Here is a 24,997-nt window from a genome sequence, read left to right as displayed (position 1 = left end):
AAGGATCGTACATGGCACATTCCTGGTTTCCGCAATGGCGTAAAAGAGAAGGTAATCTGGATGGCGCGGTGATCGCGCCGGATGAACGGCTACCGTTTGGCGCGACGGTGATCATGGGACTGCAACATACGGTGGCGATGTTTGGCGCCACGGTACTCATGCCATTACTGATGGGGTTTGACGCCAATATGGCGATTCTGATGTCGGGCATCGGCACGCTGCTGTTCTTCCTGGTCGTGGGCGGGCGCGTGCCGAGTTATCTCGGTTCCAGTGCTGCATTTGTCGGGTTAGTGATTGCCGTGACCGGCTACAGCGGCCACGGCACGAACCCGAATATCGGCGTCGCGCTGGGCGGGATTATCGCCTGTGGCCTGATTTACATGCTGATCGGTTTTGTGGTCATGGCGGTCGGCACGCGCTGGATTGAGCGTCTGATGCCGCCGGTGGTGACCGGCGCGGTGGTGATGGCGATTGGACTCAATCTGGCACCGATTGCGATAAACAGCGTATCCGCTTCATCGTTTGACAGCTGGATGGCGGTGATGACGGTGCTGTGTATCGGATCGGTGGCGGTGTTTACACGCGGTCTGGTACAGCGACTGTTATTGTTGCTGGGTCTGGTGGCGGCGTACCTGATTTATATGGCGATCACCAACGGCCTCGGGCTGGGCACGCCGGTGAATTTCAGCGCCGTGGCGCAGGCGCCCTGGTTCGGCGTACCCACCGTCACTACGCCGGTATTCAGCACGCACGCTATGCTGATGATTGCGCCGGTGGCGGTGATCCTGGTTGCGGAAAACCTTGGCCACATTAAAGCCGTGGCGGGATGACCGGTAAAAATCTCGATCCCTACATGGGCCGCGCCTTTATCGGGGATGGCCTGGCGACCTTGCTGTCGGCTTCGGCGGGCGGCACCGGCGTGACAACCTATGCCGAAAATATCGGCGTCATGGCCGTCACTAAAATTTACTCTACGCTGATTTTTGTCGCCGCCGCAATCATGGCCATTGTGTTGGGTTTTTCACCTAAATTTGGTGCATTGATCCACACCATTCCTGGCCCGGTGCTCGGTGGAGCATCCATCGTGGTATTTGGCTTGATTGCCGTGGCTGGCGCCCGCATCTGGGTACAAAACCACGTTGATTTGGGCCTGAATGGCAATCTCATCATGGTGGCCGTCACGCTGGTACTGGGCGCGGGCAACTTCACACTGAGCCTGGGCGGCTTCAGCATGGGCGGCATTGGCACCGCGACCTTTGGGGCGATTTTACTCAATGCTTTCCTGAGCCGCAGCAAAATGGCAAAGACGCCGCCTGAGATTAAGGCAGCTACAGAAGCTGCGCTGAGAGAGCCCTGACCTTTTATTGCTTCGTCTGTCGTCAGTGGGTGTTAAGGGTGCCTGGTGATCGTTTCATAACACTCACCAGGCATTTTTCACCGCCTTTGCGTGCCTGACATATTATCTTTTCCTGTGCATTCCCCGCAAACTGGGCTGCTTTTCGCCCAGAATCCTTAATTATCGTGGGTGCTGCGGTTATATCCTCCAACTAAATCATCCCCAGCATGAATCCGTTTCGCTGGCGTGGTTATGCAGCAATAATCTGCTGATGATGCAGCCCCAGGATAAGCCTGGGCGCGTATTACACCGCGCGCTGCGTGATCAAAAACTGAACCCCGCCGTGTCACTGTCGATTAAAACCTGTTCGGTGATTGCGGATAGGGTTCTGGCAGGCGGCGGTGTGGGCGTCGTGGATCTGTTCACGGCATGCCGCTATGCCGATCAGTTAAAATTGCTCCCCGTCGCGCAACCGTTGCCGTTTGAAGTGATGCTGATCAGCCGTCGTGATAAACCCCAGTCACAGTCCACTCTGCAACTTAAGCAGGTAATACGTAACAGACTGTGGGAGATTGCCCGACAGTGCGAAGCACAGTTTCTGGTCGAGAAAGCAAGCTAAAAACGGCTTCTGGTGAATCTAATGGCACACCTGCTGTCGGCACAGGTTTGCGTTACTGTTTTGCCTTTTGAAACCAGTTCTGGTCGCCCCTTAGCCGTCAGGGATACTTATTTCTTTTGAAGGCATCCGGCGCTTTTTGTACCCGTCAGTCGTTCCGGCAGGGACTGAAAAGGGCATTCGCGTTACTTCTGAATCCAGCAAGGCCCCGGCCTGCCAAAGAGGTATCCCTGCATTAACGGACATTCATTCGTCTTTAGCCACTCAGCCTGTGCAGGCGTTTCCACGCCCTCTGCGGTGACTTCAACCTGGAGTTGACGGCAGAGTGAAAGAACCGAGCTGACGATGGCAGCCGCACCGGAGCCCAGGTGCAAATCGTTGATAAACGACCTGTCTATTTTTATCCTGCTAAACAGTCCGGAACTGAGGTGGTTCAGTGAAGAAAAGCCCGTACCAAAATCATCCAGTACGATATGAATCCCGGTATCCCTGAACCTGCGAATCATTTCGTAACTGCCTTCGGGGTTGTCGAAAAGCGCCGACTCGGTGATTTCGAGCTCCAGCCGGTTTGGGGGCAGCCCACTCTCAATGAGAACCATTTTCACCCTGCTCGCCAGCTGTGGATCACGAAACTGACGGGGGGAGATATTGACTGCCACGCGTTCGTGTCCTGACCACTCCGCCATATCGTTGCAGGCTCGCTCAAGTGCGAATGCACCAATATCATGAATAAGCCCGGTTTTTTCAGCAAGTGGGATGAACACGTCAGGCGAAACGTTTCCCCTTACAGGATGATTCCAGCGCAGCAGGGCTTCATAGGAAACCACTTCCTCACTGATGCTACAGACGACGGGCTGGTAAAAAATTTGCAGCTCACCGTTCTCCAGCGCACCACGCAAGTCATTTTCAAGGCTAAAGCGCTCTGCCGCCGACCTGGCTAGCTCATCGGTAAAAATTACCCAGCCTTTGCGCCCGGCTGACTTGGCAGCGTAGAGGGCGATATCGGCTGCTGACAACATGCTTTCGGCATCTCGCGCAAAGCCCGGAAAGAGGCAAACCCCGAAGCTGCAACCCGAGGTGACTTTCCGCTCTTTCAGCATGAAGGGCTCCTTTAGGGCCATCGTCAGGCGTGATGCTGTTTCGCTTGCGGCGGCTGCCGAGCTAATCCCGGGCAAAACGGCAACAAATTCGTCCCCGCCCGTCCGGGCCAGAATGTCGCCCGGGCGCAGGACTGACAGCAGCCGTGCTGAAACCTCAATGAGCAAGGTATCGCCCGCAGCGTGACCCAGAACGTCATTGACGCTTTTGAACCTGTCTATGTCAGACACCATGACCGCAAAGGGTTCGTCACCATCCAGAAGGGTTTCAAGCTCAGGCATCAGGCCACGGCGGTTGAGAAGCCCTGTCAGCGGATCATGCAGGGCCAGATGATTCGCGCTGACCGCAGCCTGATACTCTGCCGTGACGTCCAGTATGGTATACAGAAGATAGTCATCGCCACCGCCCGAATTCAGCCTTTCAGCGGAAATTCGTAGTGAAAATTCCGGCTCATTATCGCCCGAAGAGACCGTTTCACTAAACCCCTGGTCGGGGAGGAGGTGAAATGCCTGCCTGAACACAGCCGCGAGATTGTCTGGCAGGCCCGCAGGCAGGGCGGTTCGGGTATTCCCACTGCGTACCCGTTCCTGTAGACAGGACAAATTCATGGCCGTCGGGTTCGCGCGTATGATGTCCCCCGATGCAAAGTCACACAGGATGAGCGCGCAGGGCGTGTGGCTGAATACGGCGTCGAGCACCTTATTTGTGTCTGATAACTCGGTTTCCCTTTTCAGGATAACTTTTTGAGCGATGCGGAGCGCCGCCCTTTCCTGATAGCCTTGTGAAACGTCGCGCACGATTTTGATAAAAGCCGCATTATCTTCATCGGACGGATTAAGAAATTCTATTTCAACTGATGCCCGAAATGCGCTGCCGTTTTTGCGCAGGCGCCAGCCCTCTCCTGTGAACTTACCGTGCTCACGGGCCTCCCTCAGGTTGGCCTCAGGAACATTCCTGGCCTGCTCATCTTCATCATAAAAAACCGAAATATGCTGCCCTCGGATATCGCGGCTATCCCATCCCTTGATCTCACGGCATCCAAGATTCCAGCTCATCACTTCTCCGGTGGAAGACAGCAGATATATCGCACAAAGAGACGTTCTGGCCACGGCGGCCCCCAGTTGGTCATTGGTTACGGATGTCATGTGGCTATCCTTGATGAGTTCATCGACCTGTTCGGAGATGATCTGGCGTTAAAAACGATTATCGGCGCCGTTAGCCAGAAACAGAGACAAAAATTTGTAAAAATTTAGCCAGAGGCAACATGACGCCACCGCGCTGTACCAGCCCAATCATAATGCACAGGAGACTTAACAGCGTTCGCTTTTCGCTGTACAGGCAAACGTTTCACGCACAATTATTTTTTTAAAAGTCTGCCGGAAGTAACTTAATGCAAATCTAAAAAGCGCTATCTGTTGTGCGCATTCCGTCTGCAGAGACCACTTCGCCACCATTCCAGACCTGTGCTTAGGCCAGCGCTGCCTGAAAACCAACCAGTCTGGCACCCGCACTGGTCATAGTTTCAGCCCGCAGGTAGTTTGCTGTGCCACGGGCATCTCAATATGCTCGGCCATTATTCCTTCACACTGGCAGAACAGGTGAAAAGAACATCTGTGGCCATTAAAAGAGGCGTCAGAGGAAGAAAACATTGCTTAACGTGAGTTTTCGTTCCACTGAGCCACAGCCCCTGGAACCGGCAGTAATGAGCACCATTGATGCAGTACAAAGGTCGGGTGCCCCTTTGTCGTACTCACCTGCTCACCGCTGTGTTCATCGATTTTACGCCTTTCTATCCGGTAATGACTGATGACCTTTCTCTCACGCCTCACCACAGAAGACTTAATCAGAATAGGGGAATAAGGGGCTCATTTTTACACCGTGCAAATGAAGCGTGCTCAGAAAGGGGGCAATCGCCCGGTAGATCACTAACAGATCGTGGCTATGTTGACGAGACAGGCCAATGCAGGCCATGCACGTCCGCATAGCCTGTCTCAGTGGTCTGCACCGCTACATCATTTGCGGCTGGCGAATCGCGTTACCTTTCTCAAAGCGTGAGAGCCGATAAGGCGTGAGGTCCGTATAAACGGGCTTATTCGTCAACATCTGTGCACACATCAATCCCGCGCCCGGGCCGATGGCAAAACCATGACCACTAAAGCCAGAGGCAATAAACATGCCGGGTATCTGGCTCACTTCATCGATAACCGGCACCAAATCCGGTGTGGTATCAATCCAGCCCGCCCAGGCATAATCGACTTTTACTCCCTCCAGCGCGGGAACAAGCGGGTCAACTCTGCCAGACCATCATTAACGATGCGTTTATCCGGTGTGGGATCCAGGACCCGGATCTTTTCAAAGGGGGAAGGTTTGTCGGGAGACCAGCGTCCGGACGCTTCAGGGCCAGAAAAGAACGAGCCGTTCAGTCGGATTTTTAGTTTTTTAGCCACCTTGCTGCGGAACATAGGGTAAAACTTTGCGGCATAGCGGATGTTCTGCGGCGCTAAATCAATCTGTCCCAGGCCCGGAACAGCAACCGTATAACTGCCGTCCAGACGGCGGCGAAGACAGAGATTTGGCGTGCTCAGGCAGCCCTGGACGACCTCCGGGGCTACCGTTGTTTTGAATACCGTGCCCAGAATATTGGCCGCGGGGAGTTCAACGCCATATTGTCTGCAAAAACGCGAGCTCCATGCACCGCCGCAACAGATCACCCGGCTGGCTTTGACTAACCCGCGCTCTGTCCAGACGCCAGAAACGCGTCCTGCGCTGATATCCAGTGCACGCACGGCGCAATGCTGGAAAATGCTGGCCCCCAAATTTTGCGCACCTTTTGCGATGGCGGGTACCGCCTGTGACGGTTCTGCGCGTCCATCCGTTGGCGACCACACGCCGCCACGCCAGGCTGTTTTGTCACCAATACGTTCCTGAGCTTCACGCGCGGATAACAACTGGCTGGTAAAGCCAATCTGCTTTGCCTGCTGGCCCCATTTTTCCCAACGCGCCAGGTCAGCGTCATTTAGGGTGCCATACAGAATGCCGCTGCGCCTGAAGCCCAGATCCATTCCGATTTCAGTACTGAGTTCATCCCAGCGCTGCAGGCTTCGCATCGCCATCGGCAGCTCATGCAAATCACGGTTCTGTTGGCGCACCCAGCCCCAGTTTCTGCCTGACTGCTCACCGGCAATCACGCCTTTTTCAAACAGCGCAACAGAAACGCCTTGTTTCGCCAGTTCATAAGCCGTCGACGTACCCACAACGCCGCCCCCTATTACAACAACATCGACAGAGGTGGGGAAGACGGTACTGTTATTGACGCTATCGACCTTAATTCGCATGGGTTAACCTTGTTTCAAATATGATGTCGGGGCGGAATATGCATAATCCACAACACGCGGGCTTCGGTGTCGCTGTCGTTAAAAATGTTATGCGGCAGATGGCTTTTAAACTGAAAGCTGTCGCCCGCTTCGATGAAAGTCGTTTCACCATTCACCTCAAGCGCAAGCCGGCCCTCCATGACCACACCTGCTTTTTCACCTATCCCCGTCAGCATCTCTTCAGAACGCGTACGGGGAGGGATGCTGATATACATGAACTGGATATCGTGTTCGCCGGACGGCGATAACATCTCTTTGCTAATACCCTGCTTGCCGACCTGAAAATGCGGTCGCTCACGCCAGCGGCGAACATAGTGTTCAGCACCTGGCCGCATCACCTCATGTTGTTCAAGAAAAGCGGTCAAGGGGACATTCAAGACCACCCGAAGTTGCTCCAGTACCCGTACCGTCGGGTTAGCCAGATTACGTTCAATCTGGCTAATTGCCCCTGCCGACACATTGGCCTGTTGCGCCAGTGCTTTGATAGTCATATTGCGAGACTTGCGTAGTAATTTTAACCGTACGCCAATATTGATCTCGACGGCACTCAGATCCTCAGAGTGCATTAACGCTGTTTTCATCACCATGTTCCTTAAGGTTTCGTGCCTCCGTGCATGAAAGCGCGATTAGGGCATTCCCCACTTAGCTTTGATTTTTTGCAAAGTGCCATCCGCTTTCATCGCCGTCAGGGCGGTATTGATATCGGCAAGCAGCTTATCGTTGCCTATTTTCACACCAAAGGCCATGGGCGCGATATGCTCAGGCTTATAACCATCCACCACATGCATGCCTTTGTACACACCTGATTTTTCCTGATATTTCATGACAGGGTAATCGTTCATGCCCGCCGCGATACGACCCAGCGACAGATCACGCATCATGTCTGCCGGACTGTCGTACACTTTCACCTCTTTCGGGATACCGCTCTTAATCAGAGCCTGCGTGTAATCGGTGCCTGTCATGGTGCCAACGATGTCACCCTTCAGATCCTGCTGAGAGCGATAGACTTTTTTGTTGTCATCACGCACGACCAACCCGGGTCCAAACGCGGTAACCGGCTGTGAGAACGAGATACGTTTTTCACGCTCGGGTGTGGGTGTCATCCCGGCCACGATCATGTCAATTTTGCCAGCAACACAGACTGAATAAGCGTAGAGAAGGGCACAGCCGTAAAGTTAACATCCAGGTGCTGCCGTTTAGCCACTTCGGCAGCCACATCCGGCATGAAGCCTTCAATCTTACCGGTTTTCGTATCCAGAAATGTCGTTGGCGCACTGGAGGGCGGTGAGCCTGCCGTTAGCGTGTCAGCGTGCGCACTGTAAGTGACGCCGAGGGCAACAGACAATAAAGCCCTAGTAACGTGCGACCGAACAGACATCACTCACTCCTGATTAACATGCAAACAATTAAATTCACTATAATGAAATTAAATCCCCACTTGTCAATCTTTTCTTTCTAAAGATGCAGCGCCTCACAAATTAACATAACACCCTTTTATTTCGGCGAAAATTGAGCTTTCAATCCATTTTTACGTAAATAAGTTAATGCTATGACGTCATCAGATGAAAAGTTTGACAATATTTACGGGTAGCCATATTCATTAAAATGAATTTTAGCCTCACACTCTACACCGGTGGGAGCGCATATTGGACTGGAGCAGTGTTCACGTTTACCTTCCCTTTCTTTTGCAAGGGGCGGAAATGACAATTTATATCACGATCTTGTCCTTGCTCATCAGCACGCCGTTAGGTCTGGTGCTTGCTGCAGCAAAAATGTGTCCTTTTAAAATCATCTCCTGGCCCGTGAGCGTCATCATCAATATCACGCGTGACTTACCGATGATTGTGGTGCTGTTTTATATCTATTTCGTTTTCCCCGATATCGGCATTACCCTGACATCGTTTCAGGCCAGCGTGGTCGGGATCGCTTTCTGCTTTTCCACCTTCCTCGCAGAGATTTTTCGCTCGGGTATTGAATCGGTCGATCGTGGTCAGCTTGAAGCGGCGCGTTCGATGGGCATGAGCTTCTTTAAAGCGATGCGACGCGTCATCCTGCCTCAGGCTTTTCATGTCGCGCTGCCGCCGTACAGCAATACGCTGGTGATGATGCTGAAAGATTCTGCGCTGGCATCAACGATCGCGGTGACCGAAATGACCCGGCAGGCCGCCTCAACCTTTGATAACACCACCGTGTATACGCTGGTGGCGTTACTTTATCTGACGTTGTGCATGCCACTGCTGGCTTTCACTAAGCACCTTGAAAATCGTCAGAAAAAAGGAGCCTGAGATGATTGAAATTCGTGATGTCCATAAGCGGTTTGGTGCTGTTGAAGTGCTCAAAGGGGTCAGTTTCCGCGTCGATGAGGGCGAAGTGGTGTGCCTGGTGGGGCCCTCCGGTTCCGGAAAATCGACTGTGCTGCGTTGTATTAACGGGCTTGAAACCTATGAAAACGGTACCATTCGCGTGCTCGACCAGCATGTTGACAGTAAAAGTAAAAATATCAATGCGCTTCGTCGGCAGATAGGAATGGTTTTTCAACGATTTAACCTCTTTCCGCACCGTAGCGTGCTGGAAAACGTGATGGAAGGTCCGATTTACGTTAACGGTGAATCGCGCAGTAAAGCCGAAAAGATAGCCAAAGAGTTGCTGGAAAGAGTCGGGCTGGCCGACAAAGTCGCCGCCTGGCCGTCGCAGCTTTCCGGTGGTCAGCAGCAGCGCGTGGCCATCGCCCGAACGCTGGCATTGCAGCCGAAAGCCATTCTTTTCGACGAACCAACATCAGCACTCGATCCTGAGTTAGTTGGCGAGGTTCTGCAGGTCATGCGCAACCTGGCACAGCAGGGAATGACCATGATCGTGGTTACGCATGAGATGCAGTTTGCAAGAGAGGTCGCCGATCGCGTCTGTTTCCTGCACAGCGGACAAATTGTGGAGCAGGGCCACGCTGAACAGGTGCTGTTGCGCCCTCAGGGGGCGCGCACGCAAGATTTCCTGCGGCGGGTGCTGGGAACATCTGCGTCCGGAACAGGATGAGACAGGAGCAATCCGGGCTATTCGATTCTGTCACTCCTGAGACTTTTTAGCGCTGAAACTACAGTGCCGAAATCTGTGAAACGGCAGTTTGCGTGCGGATGATGATTCTTATTGTGTTGGTACGATTGCTTATTGATGAGCACGCGCACGAGCAGCCTGAACGACCAAGGCGCATGAGGCGTAGACAACGGAGTATGATGACGCTGCCGTGCAGCTAAAAGTGGGCAGGGGTCAGATCCTGACAGGCAACGCTACGTGAATTCTGCATAACCCTCAGGGGTTGTGTGCGCCAGTTTTCACGAAGCGCGTCCGGTGATCAACGGGCTTCAGACCCGTAGGGGACGCAGGTGAGGTGCCGGTGTGTAACCGGGTACGTGGCGGGATATATTATTTAACATAAGATGTATTATACGCACTATAATTGTAGTCGCAAAGTTGTAGTGTCCGCCTCTGGCTATATTGAGATGTACGCTTTATCGTCCTTTTTTCCAGGGTTTACCGGCTGAGGACGCAACTGATAACGGCTTAGGGTTCGAAGTGCTTTACGATGAATGAAGTTAACCGCCTCAAAATCCTGAAGGATGTCATTGATGGCAGGCTCACCACTTCGCTCGTATCACAACGACCCGGCCTTACGGATCGCCACTGCCGGCGTCTGCTTGCACGTTATCAGTTCACGTTCACCTATTTTGACGCCACGCGCGGCTATCTGGAACTGCACGGTAAGCCGCTGGTATTCTATAGCGACAAAGCCAGCATTTTTCGCAGTATTAACAAAAATGCGGCTGGCGGTGGCGGCCAGACGCAGTTCGGCGCGCGATGAACGAGCTGAACATCACCAGTATCTGTGCTAATACCTGTTCAGCCAGGGGCCGTGTTTAACGTGCACATCTGACGCTTCAGGACAGGCTGGTTAGGGAGATGCGGCTGCGCAAAATCAGCACACCGGAAGCAGCTAATGCCTTTGCCGCTGAGTTCATGACGGACTACAACCGGCGTTTTGTTGAAGAATCGCGACATGATTTTAACGTTCACCGGGCATTTGATGCAGGCGATAATCTGGATCTGATATTCACCTGGCGCGAGCCAAGGCGCGTCTCAAAATCGCTTACAGTCCAGTGTGATAAAACGCTTTATCTACCTGAAAAAAATGATAATTAAGAGGAGTTGATTTTATTATTTATAACCATGAAGCGATTTTATAAATCTCAAGTTAATATCCTTTATTCCCATATTTATGAAGACGTCTCGCTTATTCATACTCGTGTTCGTGTGAGAACAAGCTCTCACACGTCAGAGGACACGATTACAAACGTTGTTAAGACTGCGGTAACGATGTCTCGTGAAGGTGACGCCAGATCACCTGACCATTATTATTCAATTCGAATACAACAGTTGAAAAACGGAGAGTGGGGTTTTGCTCAGGAAGATGTTGCAACTCTTTATAAACAACAGTTGCTCCCTTTTCACTCTCAGCAATAACCTGCATATCGTTGATATCAATCTCTAAACCCGGGCGTGCTCCACGCTGAGTGCGGAAAAATGAGTTTAATGTAGTGAAATCCAGTAAAGTGCCGCTTGGCGTAACCATGGAATATTCAGGGCTAAAGCGCGCTAAGAGATCCTTACAAACCTCATCATTTGCATCTTTATTCCCTAGCCAGCTTCGAATTAATACATGGGCGTCCAAGACTTCTTTAAAATAACGGTTCATTTTTTCTCCTTATTAAGCGTAAAGATCACTTGATCATTTGCAATGCGGAAACAACACAGGACAGGAATGACAGCACTGCATGCTGCCAGCACAAAGCAAAGATGATAAGACTGCTCCATGGGCATACCTGTATTAGCAATGAGGTTAAACAGGAGGCTGATCAGCGTAACACCCAGACAAAAACTGAGCTGGCGATTGATATTCCACAATGCACTGGCATCAGCGAGTTCACTATCTGCGATTTGGATAAAAGCAGAACTTTGAGCGGTGCTGCTACACAAGCTTCCACCAAATCCCATTAATACGAAAGCCAGCACACAAATAATGGCATCCGCTGCCTGGCCGGTTAGCGCCAACATGCCAATACCGTAGCCTGAACCAGGCACCCGGTTATAAATAGCGGGCGTGGCCCCCAGAGGTTGAATTTCTTACCTGTCAAACTGATGGCAGCAAATGAAGCCAGTGACCATGGCAGCATGAGCGCTCCAACAAAGCTTGCATGCATGCCCAATTGGTTTTGTAGATAAAGCGTGGTGATCATACTGACGCCGGTGAACACACCCGGTATGAACTGATAAATCAGCATGGCAGTTTGTAAGAGTGGATCTTTAATCAGATGAAGATTAATCAGTGGACGGTTTTTATTTAGCGCGTTCCATACATAGCCAACTAATGCAAAGACACCAACAAGAAGCATCAACGCCCCCTGGTCAAGTCTGCCTGCTTCGCCCAAATTTGTCAGTCCGAGGAGGATCAGTGTGAGCGCTGCACAACCGCTTATCAAACCCACAAAATCCAAAGGATCTGATTCCTTCACCTGGCTTTCAGCTTTGAGCCAGAAAGCGGCTAATACAAATGCGATTATCGCCAGTGGCAGGCTGACAAGAAATACCCACCGCCAGCTAAGGTTTTCTACCAACACGCCTCCAATAGCTGGCGATAAGGCTGGTGCCAGTAATGCCACCAACATCACAACTGAGGATAACTTCGCGCGTTCATTACTCGTGTATAAGGCATAGGTCATCGTCTGTCCGATGGGGATCAATAACCCGCCTCCAATGCCCTGCATCCCGCGCCACGCGATAAGCTGAGTAACCGATGTTGATGCACCGACGCCGCAGGTACCTAAGATAAAAATAAGCAAGGAGAGCATAAAAAGGCGTTTGGCCCCCATACGTCTTGCCAGCCAGCGGCTAAGCGGTATGACCAACGTCAGGCCCAGGATGTAGCCATTACTTATCCATGCCAACTGGCTAACGGGTGCATCAAAACGTCGGCCAATTTCAGGATAAGCAACGTTAGCGATAAACATGTTCACCAAATCGATAAAGAATCCCAGCAAATACACACTGGCTACGCGCACTCGATAAGTCATATTTTTCTCGGAAAAGACTGCATATGGCGCGCAGTATAGGGTCATAAATAATCATGATAAATTCATTTTGCGTTGTTACACTGTCAAAAAATTTTTGACAGTTAGCTTTGAGGAAGTTGCCCTAATGATCAATATGCAACGGCTGGGAATCTTTGTAGCAGTGGTAGAGGCAGGCAGTTTTACCGGCGCAGCCCATACGCTCGGATTAACCAAAGCGGTGGTGAGTTTTAATATTAAACATCTCGAAGAAGAACTCGGTGTATCGCTACTCACCAGAAGTACCCGCCGAGTTTCAGCAACTGACACCGGTGAAAGATTTTACCATCGCTGTCTTCAGTTGCTTCAGGATGCGGAAAGCCTGCTGGAGGATGTCCGGCGCGATCACTCGGGACTAAACGGTTTACTCAGAATAACAACAACACCAGAATATGGTGCCCGCGTCATAGTGCCTGCACTGTCTGCCTTTGCTGCTAAACACCCTCAGTTGCGCATCCAGCACGAGTCATCATCAAAAAATGACGATCTGATTGCTGGCCGCTTTGATGTAGCCATCCGACTTGGCCATCTTTCCGACTCAAATCATCACGCACGCCTCATCGATCAATTTGAAATTCTGGCGGTAGCGGCTCCCGGGTATCTGAATAACTTGGGTAAAGAGCCAGTCCAGGACCTTGAACAACTTGCGTCGGCAAAATGGATTGGGCATAGCCGATTATCGACGCCATTAAGATGGCAGGTGACCACTCCAAAGGGAGAAAACGTACTTCTGAACGTACATAATCCGGCCATGATCACGGCTGACAGTGCATCTTCGTTGCTGGCTTTCGTTTTGGCAGGCACCGGTGTTGCGCTTTTGCCAGCCTGGTTGGTGCAGGATGAAGTAGCTAAAGGGAAATTAACTCAACTGCTGCCAGATCATCACTTCCCCCGACAGGGCATTTATGCGCTTTACCCAAATACACGTCATGTACCAGAGAAAGTACGGACGTTTATAGAATTCCTGCATGATCGCTTAGGAGGCATCAACACTACAGGGCCCTCTGTTAAAATTCAAAAAAACTAATAGTTGCATCTGATGATTAGCGCTTTATTTAGCCAATTTAAAACCTGTCAACTCGATTATCTCACCTCAAATGACGTAATATCCTTAATTTATTTAATGATCTTTCCTCATCTGTCGGTGATTGAATGGCATACCGTTCTGCTTTTAAAATTTTTGCTTGAAGCATCTAGAAAATAACAAAAGACATGGCAAAAAATATATCTAGATTATAACTTTAAAAAATATGAAGTTAAATATTTTTGACTGTTACTTATCAAGTATCAAGTCAATCCGACCACGTGCACATAAATTATCCAAAAATGATTATTGAGACTATTTTGGATTGAAAATTTTATAGAACGGCATTCGTAAATATTAAATTTTTTATTGACATCGAAAGTATACCTATTGATTCTTGTCGCCGATTTTAGAGGAGAAAAGCCGGAAACCGATCTCTGGCGGATCCGGCGCGGATCGATTAATTCTCATTGAAAACCCTTTAAAAATGCGCGAAATACTGTCCACACCCGCAGATAACGGAGAGTAAAAGTTGGAGTACTTGCCTCTCCTGTGACATCTCTCACTCCCTGCCAAAACATTTCCGTTTAGTTCTGGAAAAACACTCGCTGTATCCGGCCAGACATTGCTGATAATTTGTCCAGACTCTGGTTTAACATAGCTGACACAACGCTTAACGGACGCATCAGAAAACCAACAACATCAACGTAAGGTTTTGTGCCACGTGGGCCGTTTCTGACATTCCAAAAAGCGACATGACAAACAGCAAACGAATATCGCTCATCTCCCTTTTCTGGCAACCGTTTCGATATGAAGACAGAACATATTACTGAAACGCGACGCTCTGCCCTTTTGCTTACTAAGCATTCATTACCCGGATGTTCAGGCGACCGTAAAAATTAACGACACTGGCGAGTAGGAAAAAATGATGAATAAAACGATTCTGGCTGTAGCCGCCGTTGCAAGTATTTCGGCCATTGTGCCGCTGATGGCTCAGGCATCTTACGCGTATGTGGGAACCTATAATCCCAATGGCGAAGGGGTTTATCGATTTATCCTCAATGCGCAGGGTGAACTGTCGGGAAAAACATTGGTGAGTCAACTGCCCAACCAGGCACAGATGGTGGCGTCAACCGATGGTAAACATCTTTATGTGGCGAGTGAGACTGAGAAAGGCAGCATCACTGCTTATCAGATTGGTACGGACGGTTCGCTCACGGCATTAAATCAGGTCGACACGCAAGGCAAAGGACCGGTATACCTGTCCCTGTCACCCGATCAGCGTTACCTGATGGTCGCCAATTATGTCAGCGGCAGTATTACAGTGTTTGCGGTGACGCCAGAAGGCAAGCTGAGTGAGGCTGTCGATCATCATCAGGACAGCGGCCCAGCTGGCGCAAGCAAACCGGCCGCAGCGGTAGAAGGCAGCTTTGCCATCAGCGATCACAATGGTCCGCATGCACATATGGTCGCCAGCGACCCTACGGGCAAGTTTGTTTACTCGACGGATTTGGGGCTGGACCGCATTTACCAATACCACCTGAATAAAGACGGTACGCTGACGCCCGGCAAACCCGCATGGATAAACGCCTCGTCTACCGGTGCAGGCCCCCGCCATTTCGTTTTTAGCGCTGAGGGTCATGCGCTCTGGTTAGTGAACGAAGAAGCCTCCACGCTCACGCATTACCTCATTAATCCGCAAAGCGGTGCTTTGCAGGAAAAGGCCACGGTGTCTACGCTGCCTGCCGGTTATAAAGGTACCAGTTTTGCAGCCGGGTTAGTCATTGATAAGGCAGGGAAAAATCTTTACGTGGCCAATCGTCTGCATGACAGCATTGCACACTTTGAGGTCAATGCTAATGGCACACTGACGCATAAAGATGATGTGTGGACGCGCGGAGATTACCCGCGAACGCTGACATTATCCCCTGACGGCAGCATGATTTACGTGATGAATCAGCGTAGCGATAACATCACCAGCTTTAGGGTGGATAAAGCGAGTGGCGCAATCAATTTTACCGGGAACTATGTTGCCGTAGGCGCGCCTTCACAGATGGTTATTGTTCCCTGAAAAAAACATGCACCTCACGCTGTGGTGCGTGTTACCGACGCAGCGTGCAGGTGCACGAGGAAGTCAGCCTCGCGCACCTGCACGTTCAAGATCACTAACGGGCGTGACCGATAAGCACTCAGGCCCAGCGATTATCGCTGCCAGAGCCAACGCAAAATCAGGTGTTATCCTCCACAATCACCGCAACCCGCTGTCCGGCGCGCACGGCACTGCCGGGCTGTACGTTAACCTGCTGGATGATCCCATCGCAGGGTGCCAGCAGCGGAATCTCCATTTTCATGGATTCCAGCACCACCAGAACATCTCCCGCCTGAACCCGACTTCCTGCCGTGGTGTGCACTTGCCAAAGGTTGCCGGAAACCGGACTTTCAACACCCTGCTCGCCCTGCTGTAGCGGTGCGTCACCGCCCTCTTCTGCCACGTTCTCCTGGCTGTCGAAATGGGCCTGACCGCTGGCGATCCAGCGATCGCGTTCCGCACTGAACGCCTGCTGCTGGTGGTCACGAAACGCCGCGATGCTTTGCGCCTCGATAGCGAGAAACTGCTGATAATCACGCAACCGCAGCGTACTGGGCTCAATGCGCAGCGGATAACGTCCCAGCGGGAAATCGCGGCGGATTTGCACCAGTTCCTCGGCGGATACGGGATAAAACTGCAGTTGATCAAAGAAGCGCAGCAGCCAGGGTTTACCTGCAAAATCAGCAACCTCTCGATAGCGATTCCACATCTGAAGCGTGCGCCCCACAAACTGATAGCCGCCAGGCCCTTCCATGCCGTAAACGCACAGGTAAGCGCCGCCGATACCGACCGAGTTCTCTGCCGTCCAGGTGCGCGCCGGGTTGTATTTTGTGGTGACCAGGCGATGGCGCGGATCCAGCGGTGTCGCAACCGGCGCCCCCAGATAGACATCGCCCAGCCCCATAACCAGATAGCTGGCCTCAAACACCGTCTTCCAGACCGCCTGTTCGTCAGGCAGATCGTTAATGCGGCGAATGAATTCAAGGTTACTGGGGCACCACGGCGCATCAGGGCGTACCGTCGTCATGTACTTTTCAATCGCCTGGCGACAGGCGGGATCGTCCCAGGAAAGCGGCAGATGCACTACGCGGGTTGGCACCTGCAGATCATCACTCAGGCAAACCCTGAGCCACTCGCCACGTACCCAGTCCAGCAGCGCGTCATGGGTGAGGATTTCAGGCTGAAAATGGATCTGCAACGAACGAATCCCAGGTGTGATATCAATCACCCCGTCTTTTGCATGCGCTTCCAGCGCCTGCATCAGGGCATGAATGCGAAAACGCAGAACCAGATCCAGCTCCGGCTCCCCGGCTTCGAGTAGCAGATGCGTATCGCCAGAAAGTCGCGCGACCAGGCGCTTATCGGCCTCACCGCAGGTCATCACGATCGGCGAGGTCAGCGGCGCAGGTTGCCAGGCTGTCGCCTGGCCACAGAGTGTTACCAGTTCCTGGCCTCGCGCTTTAGCCAACTGGCGCGCGGTGGGCAAATCCACCGAGGTAAAGCGCACTTTATCACCGGCTTTTAACTGCCCTAACTGCCAGAGATCGGCTTCGATGACTGTGACCGGACAAACGAATCCCCCGAGGCTGGGTCCATCCGGGCCCAGAATCACCGGCATATCGCCGGTAAAATCAACCGCACCTACCGCGTACGGATTGTCGTGAATGTTTGACGGATGCAGTCCGGCTTCGCCCCCGCTATCTCGGCTCCAGATGGGCTTGGGCCCAATCAGGCGGACGCCCGTGCGGCTGGAGTTAAAATGCACTTCCCAGTCCGTGGCAAAAAAAGTGGTGATATAGTCCGGCGCGAAGAACTCCGGCGCACCGTGTGGACCATAAATTACCCGCAGGGTGCGGATTTGCGGAAGATCCGTGCGCAATGCCTCAGGAAGTGCCGCGCCAGCTTCCGTTGCCGCCTGTGGGGCCAGGTGCAGCACATCGCCGCTACGCAGTGCGCGTCCGGCGTGGCCGCCAAACTGACCAAGCGTAAAGGTGCTTTTACTGCCTAAATACGTTGGCACCTGAATGCCGCCGCTCAGGCAGAGATAGCTTCGCACGCCCGCTCCACTCACAGCACCCAGCTTTAACGTCGCCCCGGCGGAGATAGTAAAAACACAATCCATCGGCACGGGCTGGCCATCCAGGGTAGCGCTTAGTGGTGCACCGCAGATGACGGCCTGGATGGCGGTATTGAATTTCAGAGTGGGTCCGGTGAGGGTCATTTCCAGTGCGGCTTCCCCTCGTCATTGCCCAGCAGCCGATTGCCTGAACGCAGGGCGCGGTCGTCCATCGGCCCCGATGGCGGTACGCCGACCGCCCAGTAGCCCAGACGGCCCGGATAATCCTGCACGCTGGTTTGCGTACCGGCGCTCAGCACCTCAACGGTCGCTGCCTGATAGCTCAGCTGTTCCAGACAACGGGTCCAGGGTTCTCCCTGAACAAAGGGCGCAAATGCCAAAATTTGCTGCAGATAGAGGCGGTTGGTTTCAACACCGTACAAACGCGTTTCTGCCAACGCCTGCGCCAGTGCGGCAATGGCCTCCGGGCGGCTGGGCCGCCAGGCGATCGTTTTCGCCAGCAGCGGATCAAAAAAGGGCGGCACTTCGCAACCGGCTTCAATCCAGTGATCAATGCGCAGGCGAGCATCCTGTTGGTCGGGAAAGGCAACGTCTGTCAGCAGGCCCGGGGAAGGCTGAAACTGCCGTCCCGGATCTTCCGCATAAATGCGTGCCTGGATAGCATGGCCTTGTGGCGCAAGCCCGGCAGCCAGCTCGCGCAGGGGCGGCAAGGTATCTGCAGCCAGTTCAATCATCCATTTCACCAGGTCAACGCCCCAGACCTGCTCTGTTACGCCATGCTCGACCTGAAGGCGAGTGTTAACCTCCAGGAAGTAGAATTGTTGGTTCAGGCTGTCATAGACAAACTCCACGGTGCCCGCGCTGCGATAGTTCACTGCTTTACCCAGCGCAACGGCCGCCTCGCAGAGCGCCTGTGCCATGCCTTCAGGCAAGTTGGGGGCAGGTGTTTCCTCGATGACCTTCTGGTTACGCCGCTGCACCGAGCAGTCACGCACGCCCAGCGCGATAACGTCTCCCCGCCCGTCACCAAAGATTTGCACCTCAAGATGACGTGCGCGTTCGATATAGTTCTCGAGAAACACGCCGGCATCACTAAAGTTGTTCTGCCCCAGCCGCTGCACGGTATCAAACGCTTCCGTCAGTTCATGCGCATCGCGACAAACGCGCATGCCAATCCCGCCGCCTCCCGCCGTACTTTTCAGCATCACCGGATAACCCACGGTCTCGGCGACGCGGCAGGCTTCAGCTGCATCGGCCAGTAATTCGCTCCCTTCCAGCAAGGGCACCCCTCGGCTTTTGCCAGAGCACGGGCCGTGTGCTTCAGGCCAAAAGTCCGCAACTGCTGTGGCGTTGGGCCAACAAAAACGAGCCCTGCGGCCTCGCAGGCCTCAGCGAACCCGGCGTTTTCAGAGAGAAAACCGTAGCCCGGATGAATCGCCTGTGCACCACTTTGCTGCGCTGCGGCAATAATTTTTTCAGTGACCAGATACGTTTGTGCCGCCGGGCCGTCGCCAAGGGATAACGCTTCATCAGCATCACGAATATGCAGGCTGCCCAGATCGGCCTCGGCATAGACAGCCACCCCCTTTACCTGCATGGCGCGCAGGGTGCGCAAGATGCGGCAGGCGATCGCACCGCGGTTAGCAATCAGTAAGGTATCAAACATAAGCGGAACTCTCAGAAAAGCGGGTCGTCCCGCAGAAAGTCGACATGTCCCCTGGGGCCGTCCCCGGGCTTCTCCTGTTCAGGCGTGCGTATTGTTCAGTCGCACCAGGCTCAGTTCCATACCAATACCTCGGCGGGCGTGGGATTCCAGCCGTTACAGGGGTTATTCAGCTGCGGACAGTTTGAGATCAAGACCACCGCATTACACTCGGCGCGCAGTTCAACATATTTGCCGGCGGCGGAAATACCGTCTTCAAAGGTCAGTCCACCCTGCGGCGTGACGGGAACGTTCATAAAAAAGTTGATGTTGGCGCCGATATCGCGTTTATGCAGACGACCGTCATGCAGGCAGGCACAAAGAAAATTATCCCGGCAGCTGTGCATATAGCGCTTGTCGTGAGCATAACGTACGGTGTTACTTTCCTGCGCACAGGCACCGCCCAATGTATCGTGGCGGCCACAGGTATCGGCGACAATCGTCAGCAGCGGATTGCCCATATTCGAGTAAAGTACGCTGCCGGTGGTCAGGTAAGCATTACCCTGACGGCGCAGCGTACGCTGGGGATCGTAACGTTCGCGCGGATTATCTGCGTTGTAGAACAGCGTATCGATCGCCTGATTCCCTTCCAGGTCGAGCAGACGCAATGTTTGCCCTTGTTTGACCTCAAACAGCCAGGGTTCGCCCGCCGGGATCACATGACGGTAAACCGAATCCTCTGGGCGGCGATCACTGGGAATAATCATCATCACTGACTCCTTACAGGGCAAAAAGTTGGGTGTTATGTATCGCGCGCTGATTTTCATCGCGGATGAACAGCGCTTCTGTGGCAGCCTGTACGTCATCGGCCTGATACCAGCTCAGCTGGATGGGCCGCGGTGCATAGTCAGGGGCAGGATCCATTGGATGAGGGAGCGCGGTCAGGACGATCAGCACGTCCATTGGGGCAAACAGCTCAACAATATCCCCTGCGCGGCTGTGTTCGGTATCGAAGCGAAAGCGGCCATCTTCATCGACGGTGACCTTGCTAAAGAAGTTAACGACCATGAGCAGATCTTCAAGACCCAAGTCCCATTTGCCCATCTCGACCAGCAGATTATCGACACCATTGCGGTAGAACCCATTTCGCAACTCCTGATAGCGCCCTGCGCCATATTTTTCGCGCGTTTCCGCCGCGTTAAGTACGCCACCAAACGGGTCGTGCCAGCCACAACTGTCCGCCACGATCCCGGCGAGTACGCGGCCCATATCGGAATAAAAACAGTGGCCGGTAGTGAGCCGGGCCGTATGCTGGCCCTTCAGCGTATCCGGTAGATTCAGGCGTTCACTTTTCTCATGCGGATTGAGCATCATCATGCTGACGTTCGCGCCGCCATCAATATCGGTCAGGCGCAGGATGTGCCCTTTGCGCAGAATGAATGAAGTATGCGCTCCGCCGGGAAGCCGCTCTTCGCGCAGGCTGGGCGCTGAGTGAAAACGTGCCGTCATTGCTGTCTCCTTAATGCATAAACGTTGTCTTTACTGTCTGTCATCAGCTGTGCCATTCGCGCCTCATTCAGCGGAATGTCATAGGTAATACGCGCGCCCCAGGCATGAGGGGCCTGGGGATCGTGGCGGACTTTGTCAAAGACCAGTAGCCGGGTACCCAGGTTGAAGCCTTCGGTAAGATCGTGGGTGACCATAAAGACCGTCATTCGGGTTTCACTCCACAGTTGAAGCAGCAGCGCGTGCATGTCTTTGCGGATACCGGGATCCAGTGCGCCAAAGGGCTCATCCAACAACAGCACGCGCGGTTGCATGATAAAAGCCTGGGCAATTGCCAGCCTTTGCTGCATTCCGCCGGAGAGCTGTGCCGGATACTTATCCAGCGCATTTCCCAGTCCCACTTTGTCCAGCATCTGTCGTGCCTGCTGCCGGGCCGCGCGTTTTCGGGCGCCGAACAGGCGACCAGACAAGGGCGAAGCAGGCAGTTCGAGCCCTATCGCGACGTTATCCAGTACATTGAGATGGGGAAACACGGAATAGCGTTGAAATACGACGCCGCGGCTGCGGTCGGGTTCTGTCGCCAGTGCCTTACCCTCCAGGGTGATCTCTCCCCGGGTGGGTTTTTCCTGACCCAGCAGCAGGCGCAAAAACGTCGACTTCCCGCAGCCTGATGCACCGACCATAGAGCAGAACTCGCCCGCCTTAACCTGCAAATTGATGCGTTCCAGCACCACGTGGTCGCCGTACTCCTGCCAGATATTGTTGATACTGATAAAACTCATTCCCGGCCTCCTTCCGCCCAAGGGAAACAGGCGTTGTGCAGCTTGCGCAGGCCCAGATCCATCAGCCAGGCCAGCAGCGTGATCCAGATGACATAAGGAATAATCACATCCATCGCCATGTAGCGACGCACCAGGAAAATGCGATAGCCCAGCCCGGCGGTCGCCGAAATCGCTTCGGAGGAAATTAAAAACAGCCAGGCCGATCCCAGCAGCAGCCGTACCGAGGTGATAAGCCGTGATAACAGCTGCGGCAGCACGACCCGCAGCACGACCGTCCAGCTATTTGCCCCCAGGGTTTGCGCTTTGATTAACAGTTCCGCCGGAATTTCCCGTGCCCGTTGTTCAAGGTCGCGTGCCAGCATCGGCGTAATGCCAATGACGATGAGCATGACCTTCGACAGCTCATCCAGGCCGAAAACAATAAACAGCACGGGCAGAATCGCCAGCGGCGGCACCATTGAGACAACCGTCATCAGGGGTGACAGTGCGGCGCGGGACGTCGGAAAAACGCCCGCGGCAATGCCGAGGCACAGACCAATCAGCGAGGATAACGCCAGCCCCATGAGCAGACGGCTCAGGCTGATAAACGTGTCGGCCCACAGCAGGTATTCACCACTGCGCTTATCTGGCGTGAAGGCCATCCGGTCAATCGCCTCAATCATCTGCGACAGTCCGGGTAGCAGTTTGTCCTGCGGATTGGCCTCCAGCCGCACCGCTGATCCGATAAACCAGGCGGCGATGATCAGCACGAAGGGCAACAGCATCAGCGTCAGTCGCATGCCCTGGCGGGGATAGCGGTTGATGTAGCGCATGACATGAACTCCCGTGGTCAGTGGTTACAACTTGCCCGCAGCGGCCAGCTTGAGATAGCTGTCGTCAAAGCGCAGTTTGCTGTTAGCACTATCGCCAACGGTAACGTTGCCCGGGAACGTCATGCCGATAAAATCAGCGCTCTGTGCGCCCTGACCCAGCAGACCTTTGTCAAACGAGAAGTTCGCCACGCGTTGCATGGTCTTTGGCAGATCGGGCGAGGAAATAAAGGCCAATGTCTCAGCAGGGGTCCAGAACAGATGCGTTGTTTTAAGCTGAGCCTGATAGCCCGCGAGGTCGGTACCGGAATCTGCCGCCATCGCACTCAGTGCTTGTTTATCACCCGCCTGCATTTTTGCCATCATTTCAAACCACGCACCGGTCAGCGCTTTGCCAAGGGCGGGATTATCTTTCAGCGTTTGGGTGTTCACGACCATCATATCGATGAGTTCGCCGGGCACCTGGGTGGAGCTAAACACTTCGGTGGTTTGTGGCGTCTTTTTAATGACGGACAACTGCGGGTTCCAGGCTACCGCTGCCCGCACATTGCTGGTGCCAAAGGCCGAGACGATGTCCGCATCGGATGTGTTAACCACTTTCACATCTTTTTCCTGCAGTCCGGCTTTTTCCAGCCCGCGAACCAGGAGATAGTGCGATACCGAGAGTTCGGGCAGATAAACCGACATCCCTTTCAGATCGCTGAGTTTTTTATTCACCCCTTTTAGCACGACGCCGTCGTTGCCATCGGAATAGCTGCCGGTGATGAGTGCTGTCGAATCTACCCCACCTGCTGCCGGGATAGTCAGCGCATCCATGTTGGTCATGGTGCAGCCGTCAAACTGCCCTGCCGTGTACTGGTTGATGGATTCGATGTAGTCGTTGAGTTGAACAATATTGATTTTGATGCCGTATTTGCTGGCCCATTTATCAATAATTTTTTCATTGCTGATGGTGCCCCACGGCATCCAGCCCGCATAAATCGTCCAGCAGATGTTGAATTCTTTTTTAACCGTGGCGAAGGAAGAAAAGCTGATCAGCAAGGTGAGTGACAGCAAAAGCGTGCGGATGAACGGCGTTGTTTTCATGGTTAACCTCTGGTTGGCACAAAAAAGGAGCAGCGCGACACCTGACGGTGCTGCTGTCTCCCGGGCTTTTGTCCCGCCGTGTAACCTCACAGAGGTCGCCAGCTCTCGGACCAGACATTCACCTGCGTGAACCGGAACCCTAGCCAGCTATTTATTTCAGATTATGTGTTGCGCTGCTTACCGATCAGGTTTTTGCAATTGGCGTGCCAGAATTTCTCACGATAAAAATCAGTGAGTTAGCATTATTTCCGGTGACGAAGCACCAGAATGATGAGTGACGGAGGGGCATTGCACATAATCAGTGCTGACGGGCACACCAAAGACGCTGTGCAGTCCTCACATCTCTCTGCGCGGTTTCCTGGGCGACGTTGTAGCGGTAATGTCCAGCCTGGATAATACGTGACAGTGTAACGTATGACGCACCGCAGCTGACCGCGCGAGGTCCTTTAACCTGAACATGTCGCGCGGCCAAAGGGGATCCACCATTGCGCAATAGCCATCCTTGTGGCTTAAGGGATCCTAAACGCTTTTAATGGTGACCCTCCGCACTTCTGGTTTGTTGACCCTTCATTGCTGCTGTTGATGCTCGCACGCGGGTATGGCAATGGCGTGCGACACAGAGACTGGCTTTGCGTTCTGCCGGTTCTTTAACCCGCCATAAACGTCGCGCGTTTTTTGCAGCAGGGTCATCCGGCCTGCACTACAGTTAACTGACTCAGTAACCAGTAAAAACACGACCATGTCCTCTTCTCTTCGCTCAAATCTGTTTGCCCGGTTTCGCCTGCTGATCTCAGTGATGGCTGGTCTCGTTTGCTATGTTTTACTGCCTGAGCATCTGGGACAAATGCAGAGATTGTTAATCAGTTGGAACGTGCTGGCATGGCTCTATCTGTGGTTTATCTGGTTTCGCATGTTACGTACCGCGCCTGATGAAATTAAACGAATCGCCCAGATGCAGGATCAAAGTGCCGGGCTGGTACTGGGGCTGGTCATCGTGGCCTGTATGATCAGTATGGTGGCGATCATGAGCGAGCTTCCCACGTTAAAAAGCCTGACGGGCTCGTCGCGGGCTCTGCATTTACTTTTGACTGCCATGACGCTCATCGGCTCATGGGCCTTACTGCCCAGCGCATTTGCGATGCATTATGCGCATCAGCATTACCTGCATCACAACAACAGTATGACGCCGATGATCTTTCCGGAGAAACCGACGCATCCGGCTTACTGGGATTTCCTCTATTTCTCTTTCACCATCGCGGTGGCATCCCAGACCGCAGATGTGGCGACGGGCACGACAGAAATGCGCAAGATCGCCCTGTTGCAGTCGGTTATCTCTTTTATTTTTAATCTGGCGATTCTGGGTTTATCCGTAAACGTAGCCGCCAGCCTGTTAAGTTAAC

At 53.2% G+C, this 24,997-nt stretch carries 13 protein-coding genes, 7 pseudogenes and 1 riboswitch; of the genes and pseudogenes, 8 read left to right on the top strand and 12 right to left on the bottom strand.

What is annotated here, in order from left to right; translation table 11 throughout:
• Positions 1-11: 11 nt before the first annotated feature.
• Together rutG and GKC68_RS23090 are read left to right on the top strand one after the other, a co-directional pair.
• Positions 12-1,357, top strand: a pseudogene (gene rutG, locus GKC68_RS23095) (pyrimidine utilization transport protein G).
• A gap of 181 nt (positions 1,358-1,538) precedes the next feature.
• Positions 1,539-1,955: pseudogene (locus GKC68_RS23090) on the top strand (LysR substrate-binding domain-containing protein); the annotation flags it as partial.
• A 182-nt stretch (positions 1,956-2,137) separates the two neighbouring features.
• Here GKC68_RS23090 and GKC68_RS23085 read toward each other — a convergent pair.
• The 4 genes and pseudogenes from GKC68_RS23085 to GKC68_RS23070 all read right to left on the bottom strand — a co-directional run bounded on the left by GKC68_RS23085 (position 2,138) and on the right by GKC68_RS23070 (position 7,802).
• Positions 2,138-4,195, bottom strand: a complete 2,058-nt coding sequence (locus GKC68_RS23085) for an EAL domain-containing protein (RefSeq protein WP_342656929.1) — start codon at positions 4,193-4,195, stop codon at positions 2,138-2,140.
• A gap of 862 nt (positions 4,196-5,057) precedes the next feature.
• Positions 5,058-6,385: pseudogene (locus GKC68_RS23080) on the bottom strand (FAD-binding oxidoreductase).
• A gap of 14 nt (positions 6,386-6,399) precedes the next feature.
• Positions 6,400-7,005: a cupin domain-containing protein gene (locus GKC68_RS23075; RefSeq protein ID WP_028722706.1), complete on the bottom strand. Its 606-nt coding sequence runs from the start codon at positions 7,003-7,005 to the stop codon at positions 6,400-6,402.
• Between the two features lie 45 nt (positions 7,006-7,050).
• Positions 7,051-7,802: pseudogene (locus GKC68_RS23070) on the bottom strand (ABC transporter substrate-binding protein).
• Positions 7,803-8,070: 268 nt separating this feature from the next.
• Here GKC68_RS23070 and GKC68_RS23065 point away from each other — a divergent pair.
• The 3 genes and pseudogenes from GKC68_RS23065 to GKC68_RS23055 form a co-directional block, all read left to right on the top strand.
• Positions 8,071-8,709 (top strand): amino acid ABC transporter permease, encoded by a 639-nt coding sequence (locus GKC68_RS23065; protein WP_110982791.1) that lies wholly within the window; start codon positions 8,071-8,073, stop codon positions 8,707-8,709.
• A gap of 1 nt (position 8,710) precedes the next feature.
• On the top strand, positions 8,711-9,457 hold the full coding sequence (locus GKC68_RS23060) for an amino acid ABC transporter ATP-binding protein (RefSeq protein ID WP_110982792.1): 747 nt from the start codon (positions 8,711-8,713) through the stop codon (positions 9,455-9,457).
• 547 nt (positions 9,458-10,004) lie between these two features.
• Positions 10,005-10,612: pseudogene (locus GKC68_RS23055) on the top strand (hypothetical protein); the annotation flags it as partial.
• Positions 10,613-10,775: 163 nt separating this feature from the next.
• Here GKC68_RS23055 and GKC68_RS23050 read toward each other — a convergent pair.
• Together GKC68_RS23050 and GKC68_RS23045 are read right to left on the bottom strand one after the other, a co-directional pair.
• Entirely contained in the window at positions 10,776-11,171 is a 396-nt protein-coding gene (locus tag GKC68_RS23050) for a cytoplasmic protein (protein WP_047713690.1), read from the bottom strand.
• Positions 11,168-12,546: pseudogene (locus GKC68_RS23045) on the bottom strand (MFS transporter). The gene GKC68_RS23050 and the pseudogene GKC68_RS23045 overlap by 4 nt, the downstream one beginning before the upstream one ends.
• A 124-nt stretch (positions 12,547-12,670) precedes the next feature.
• Here GKC68_RS23045 and GKC68_RS23040 point away from each other — a divergent pair.
• Together GKC68_RS23040 and GKC68_RS23035 are read left to right on the top strand one after the other, a co-directional pair.
• Positions 12,671-13,609, top strand: coding sequence for a LysR family transcriptional regulator (locus tag GKC68_RS23040; RefSeq protein ID WP_047713688.1), 939 nt, complete (start codon positions 12,671-12,673; stop codon positions 13,607-13,609).
• Positions 13,610-14,531: 922 nt separating this feature from the next.
• Complete coding sequence (locus GKC68_RS23035) at positions 14,532-15,677, top strand: lactonase family protein (RefSeq protein ID WP_342656928.1); 1,146 nt, start codon at positions 14,532-14,534, stop codon at positions 15,675-15,677.
• A gap of 157 nt (positions 15,678-15,834) precedes the next feature.
• Here GKC68_RS23035 and uca read toward each other — a convergent pair.
• From uca to GKC68_RS23005, 6 genes and pseudogenes are all read right to left on the bottom strand, one after another.
• Positions 15,835-19,438 (bottom strand): annotated as a pseudogene (gene uca / locus GKC68_RS23030) (urea carboxylase).
• 110 nt (positions 19,439-19,548) lie between these two features.
• The gene (locus GKC68_RS23025) at positions 19,549-20,184 is read right to left on the bottom strand and encodes an urea amidolyase associated protein UAAP2 (RefSeq protein ID WP_342656927.1); all 636 of its coding nucleotides are present in this window, start codon (positions 20,182-20,184) and stop codon (positions 19,549-19,551) included.
• Positions 20,185-20,194: 10 nt separating this feature from the next.
• Positions 20,195-20,923, bottom strand: coding sequence for an urea amidolyase associated protein UAAP1 (locus tag GKC68_RS23020; protein WP_064367443.1), 729 nt, complete (start codon positions 20,921-20,923; stop codon positions 20,195-20,197).
• Positions 20,920-21,702: an ABC transporter ATP-binding protein gene (locus GKC68_RS23015; protein ID WP_028722696.1), complete on the bottom strand. Its 783-nt coding sequence runs from the start codon at positions 21,700-21,702 to the stop codon at positions 20,920-20,922. Before GKC68_RS23015 ends, GKC68_RS23020 begins: the two co-directional genes overlap by 4 nt.
• A complete protein-coding gene (locus tag GKC68_RS23010; RefSeq protein ID WP_028722695.1) occupies positions 21,699-22,514 on the bottom strand; it encodes an ABC transporter permease in 816 nt (271 codons plus the stop codon). The genes GKC68_RS23015 and GKC68_RS23010 overlap by 4 nt, the downstream gene beginning before the upstream one ends.
• Before the next feature lie 24 nt (positions 22,515-22,538).
• Positions 22,539-23,597 (bottom strand): putative urea ABC transporter substrate-binding protein, encoded by a 1,059-nt coding sequence (locus GKC68_RS23005; protein ID WP_058706772.1) that lies wholly within the window; start codon positions 23,595-23,597, stop codon positions 22,539-22,541.
• A gap of 55 nt (positions 23,598-23,652) precedes the next feature.
• Positions 23,653-23,751, bottom strand: a riboswitch (guanidine-I (ykkC/yxkD leader).
• A gap of 585 nt (positions 23,752-24,336) precedes the next feature.
• On the opposite strand from GKC68_RS23005, the gene GKC68_RS23000 reads away from it, so the two are divergent.
• Positions 24,337-24,996: a DUF1345 domain-containing protein gene (locus GKC68_RS23000; protein WP_028722693.1), complete on the top strand. Its 660-nt coding sequence runs from the start codon at positions 24,337-24,339 to the stop codon at positions 24,994-24,996.
• Position 24,997 lies beyond the last annotated feature (1 nt).

The sequence above is a fragment of the Pantoea sp. RSPAM1 genome (assembly GCF_038816185.1).
GTDB lineage: Bacteria > Pseudomonadota > Gammaproteobacteria > Enterobacterales > Enterobacteriaceae > Pantoea > Pantoea ananatis.
Note: the sequence above shows the minus strand (reverse complement) of the source record. Positions and strands in the feature narration are given on the sequence as shown.

Excerpts from the sequence above, each read along its gene's own strand:
- GKC68_RS23085 (WP_342656929.1), bottom strand. The coding sequence starts at position 4,195 with ATGACATCCGTAACCAATGACCAACTGGGGGCCGCCGTGGCCAGAACG.
- GKC68_RS23075 (WP_028722706.1), bottom strand. The coding sequence starts at position 7,005 with ATGAAAACAGCGTTAATGCACTCTGAGGATCTGAGTGCCGTCGAGATC.
- GKC68_RS23060 (WP_110982792.1), top strand. The coding sequence starts at position 8,711 with ATGATTGAAATTCGTGATGTCCATAAGCGGTTTGGTGCTGTTGAAGTG.
- GKC68_RS23050 (WP_047713690.1), bottom strand. The coding sequence starts at position 11,171 with ATGAACCGTTATTTTAAAGAAGTCTTGGACGCCCATGTATTAATTCGA.
- GKC68_RS23040 (WP_047713688.1), top strand. The coding sequence starts at position 12,671 with ATGATCAATATGCAACGGCTGGGAATCTTTGTAGCAGTGGTAGAGGCA.
- GKC68_RS23035 (WP_342656928.1), top strand. The coding sequence starts at position 14,532 with ATGATGAATAAAACGATTCTGGCTGTAGCCGCCGTTGCAAGTATTTCG.
- GKC68_RS23025 (WP_342656927.1), bottom strand. The coding sequence starts at position 20,184 with ATGATGATTATTCCCAGTGATCGCCGCCCAGAGGATTCGGTTTACCGT.
- GKC68_RS23020 (WP_064367443.1), bottom strand. The coding sequence starts at position 20,923 with ATGACGGCACGTTTTCACTCAGCGCCCAGCCTGCGCGAAGAGCGGCTT.
- GKC68_RS23015 (WP_028722696.1), bottom strand. The coding sequence starts at position 21,702 with ATGAGTTTTATCAGTATCAACAATATCTGGCAGGAGTACGGCGACCAC.
- GKC68_RS23010 (WP_028722695.1), bottom strand. The coding sequence starts at position 22,514 with ATGCGCTACATCAACCGCTATCCCCGCCAGGGCATGCGACTGACGCTG.
- GKC68_RS23005 (WP_058706772.1), bottom strand. The coding sequence starts at position 23,597 with ATGAAAACAACGCCGTTCATCCGCACGCTTTTGCTGTCACTCACCTTG.
- GKC68_RS23000 (WP_028722693.1), top strand. The coding sequence starts at position 24,337 with ATGTCCTCTTCTCTTCGCTCAAATCTGTTTGCCCGGTTTCGCCTGCTG.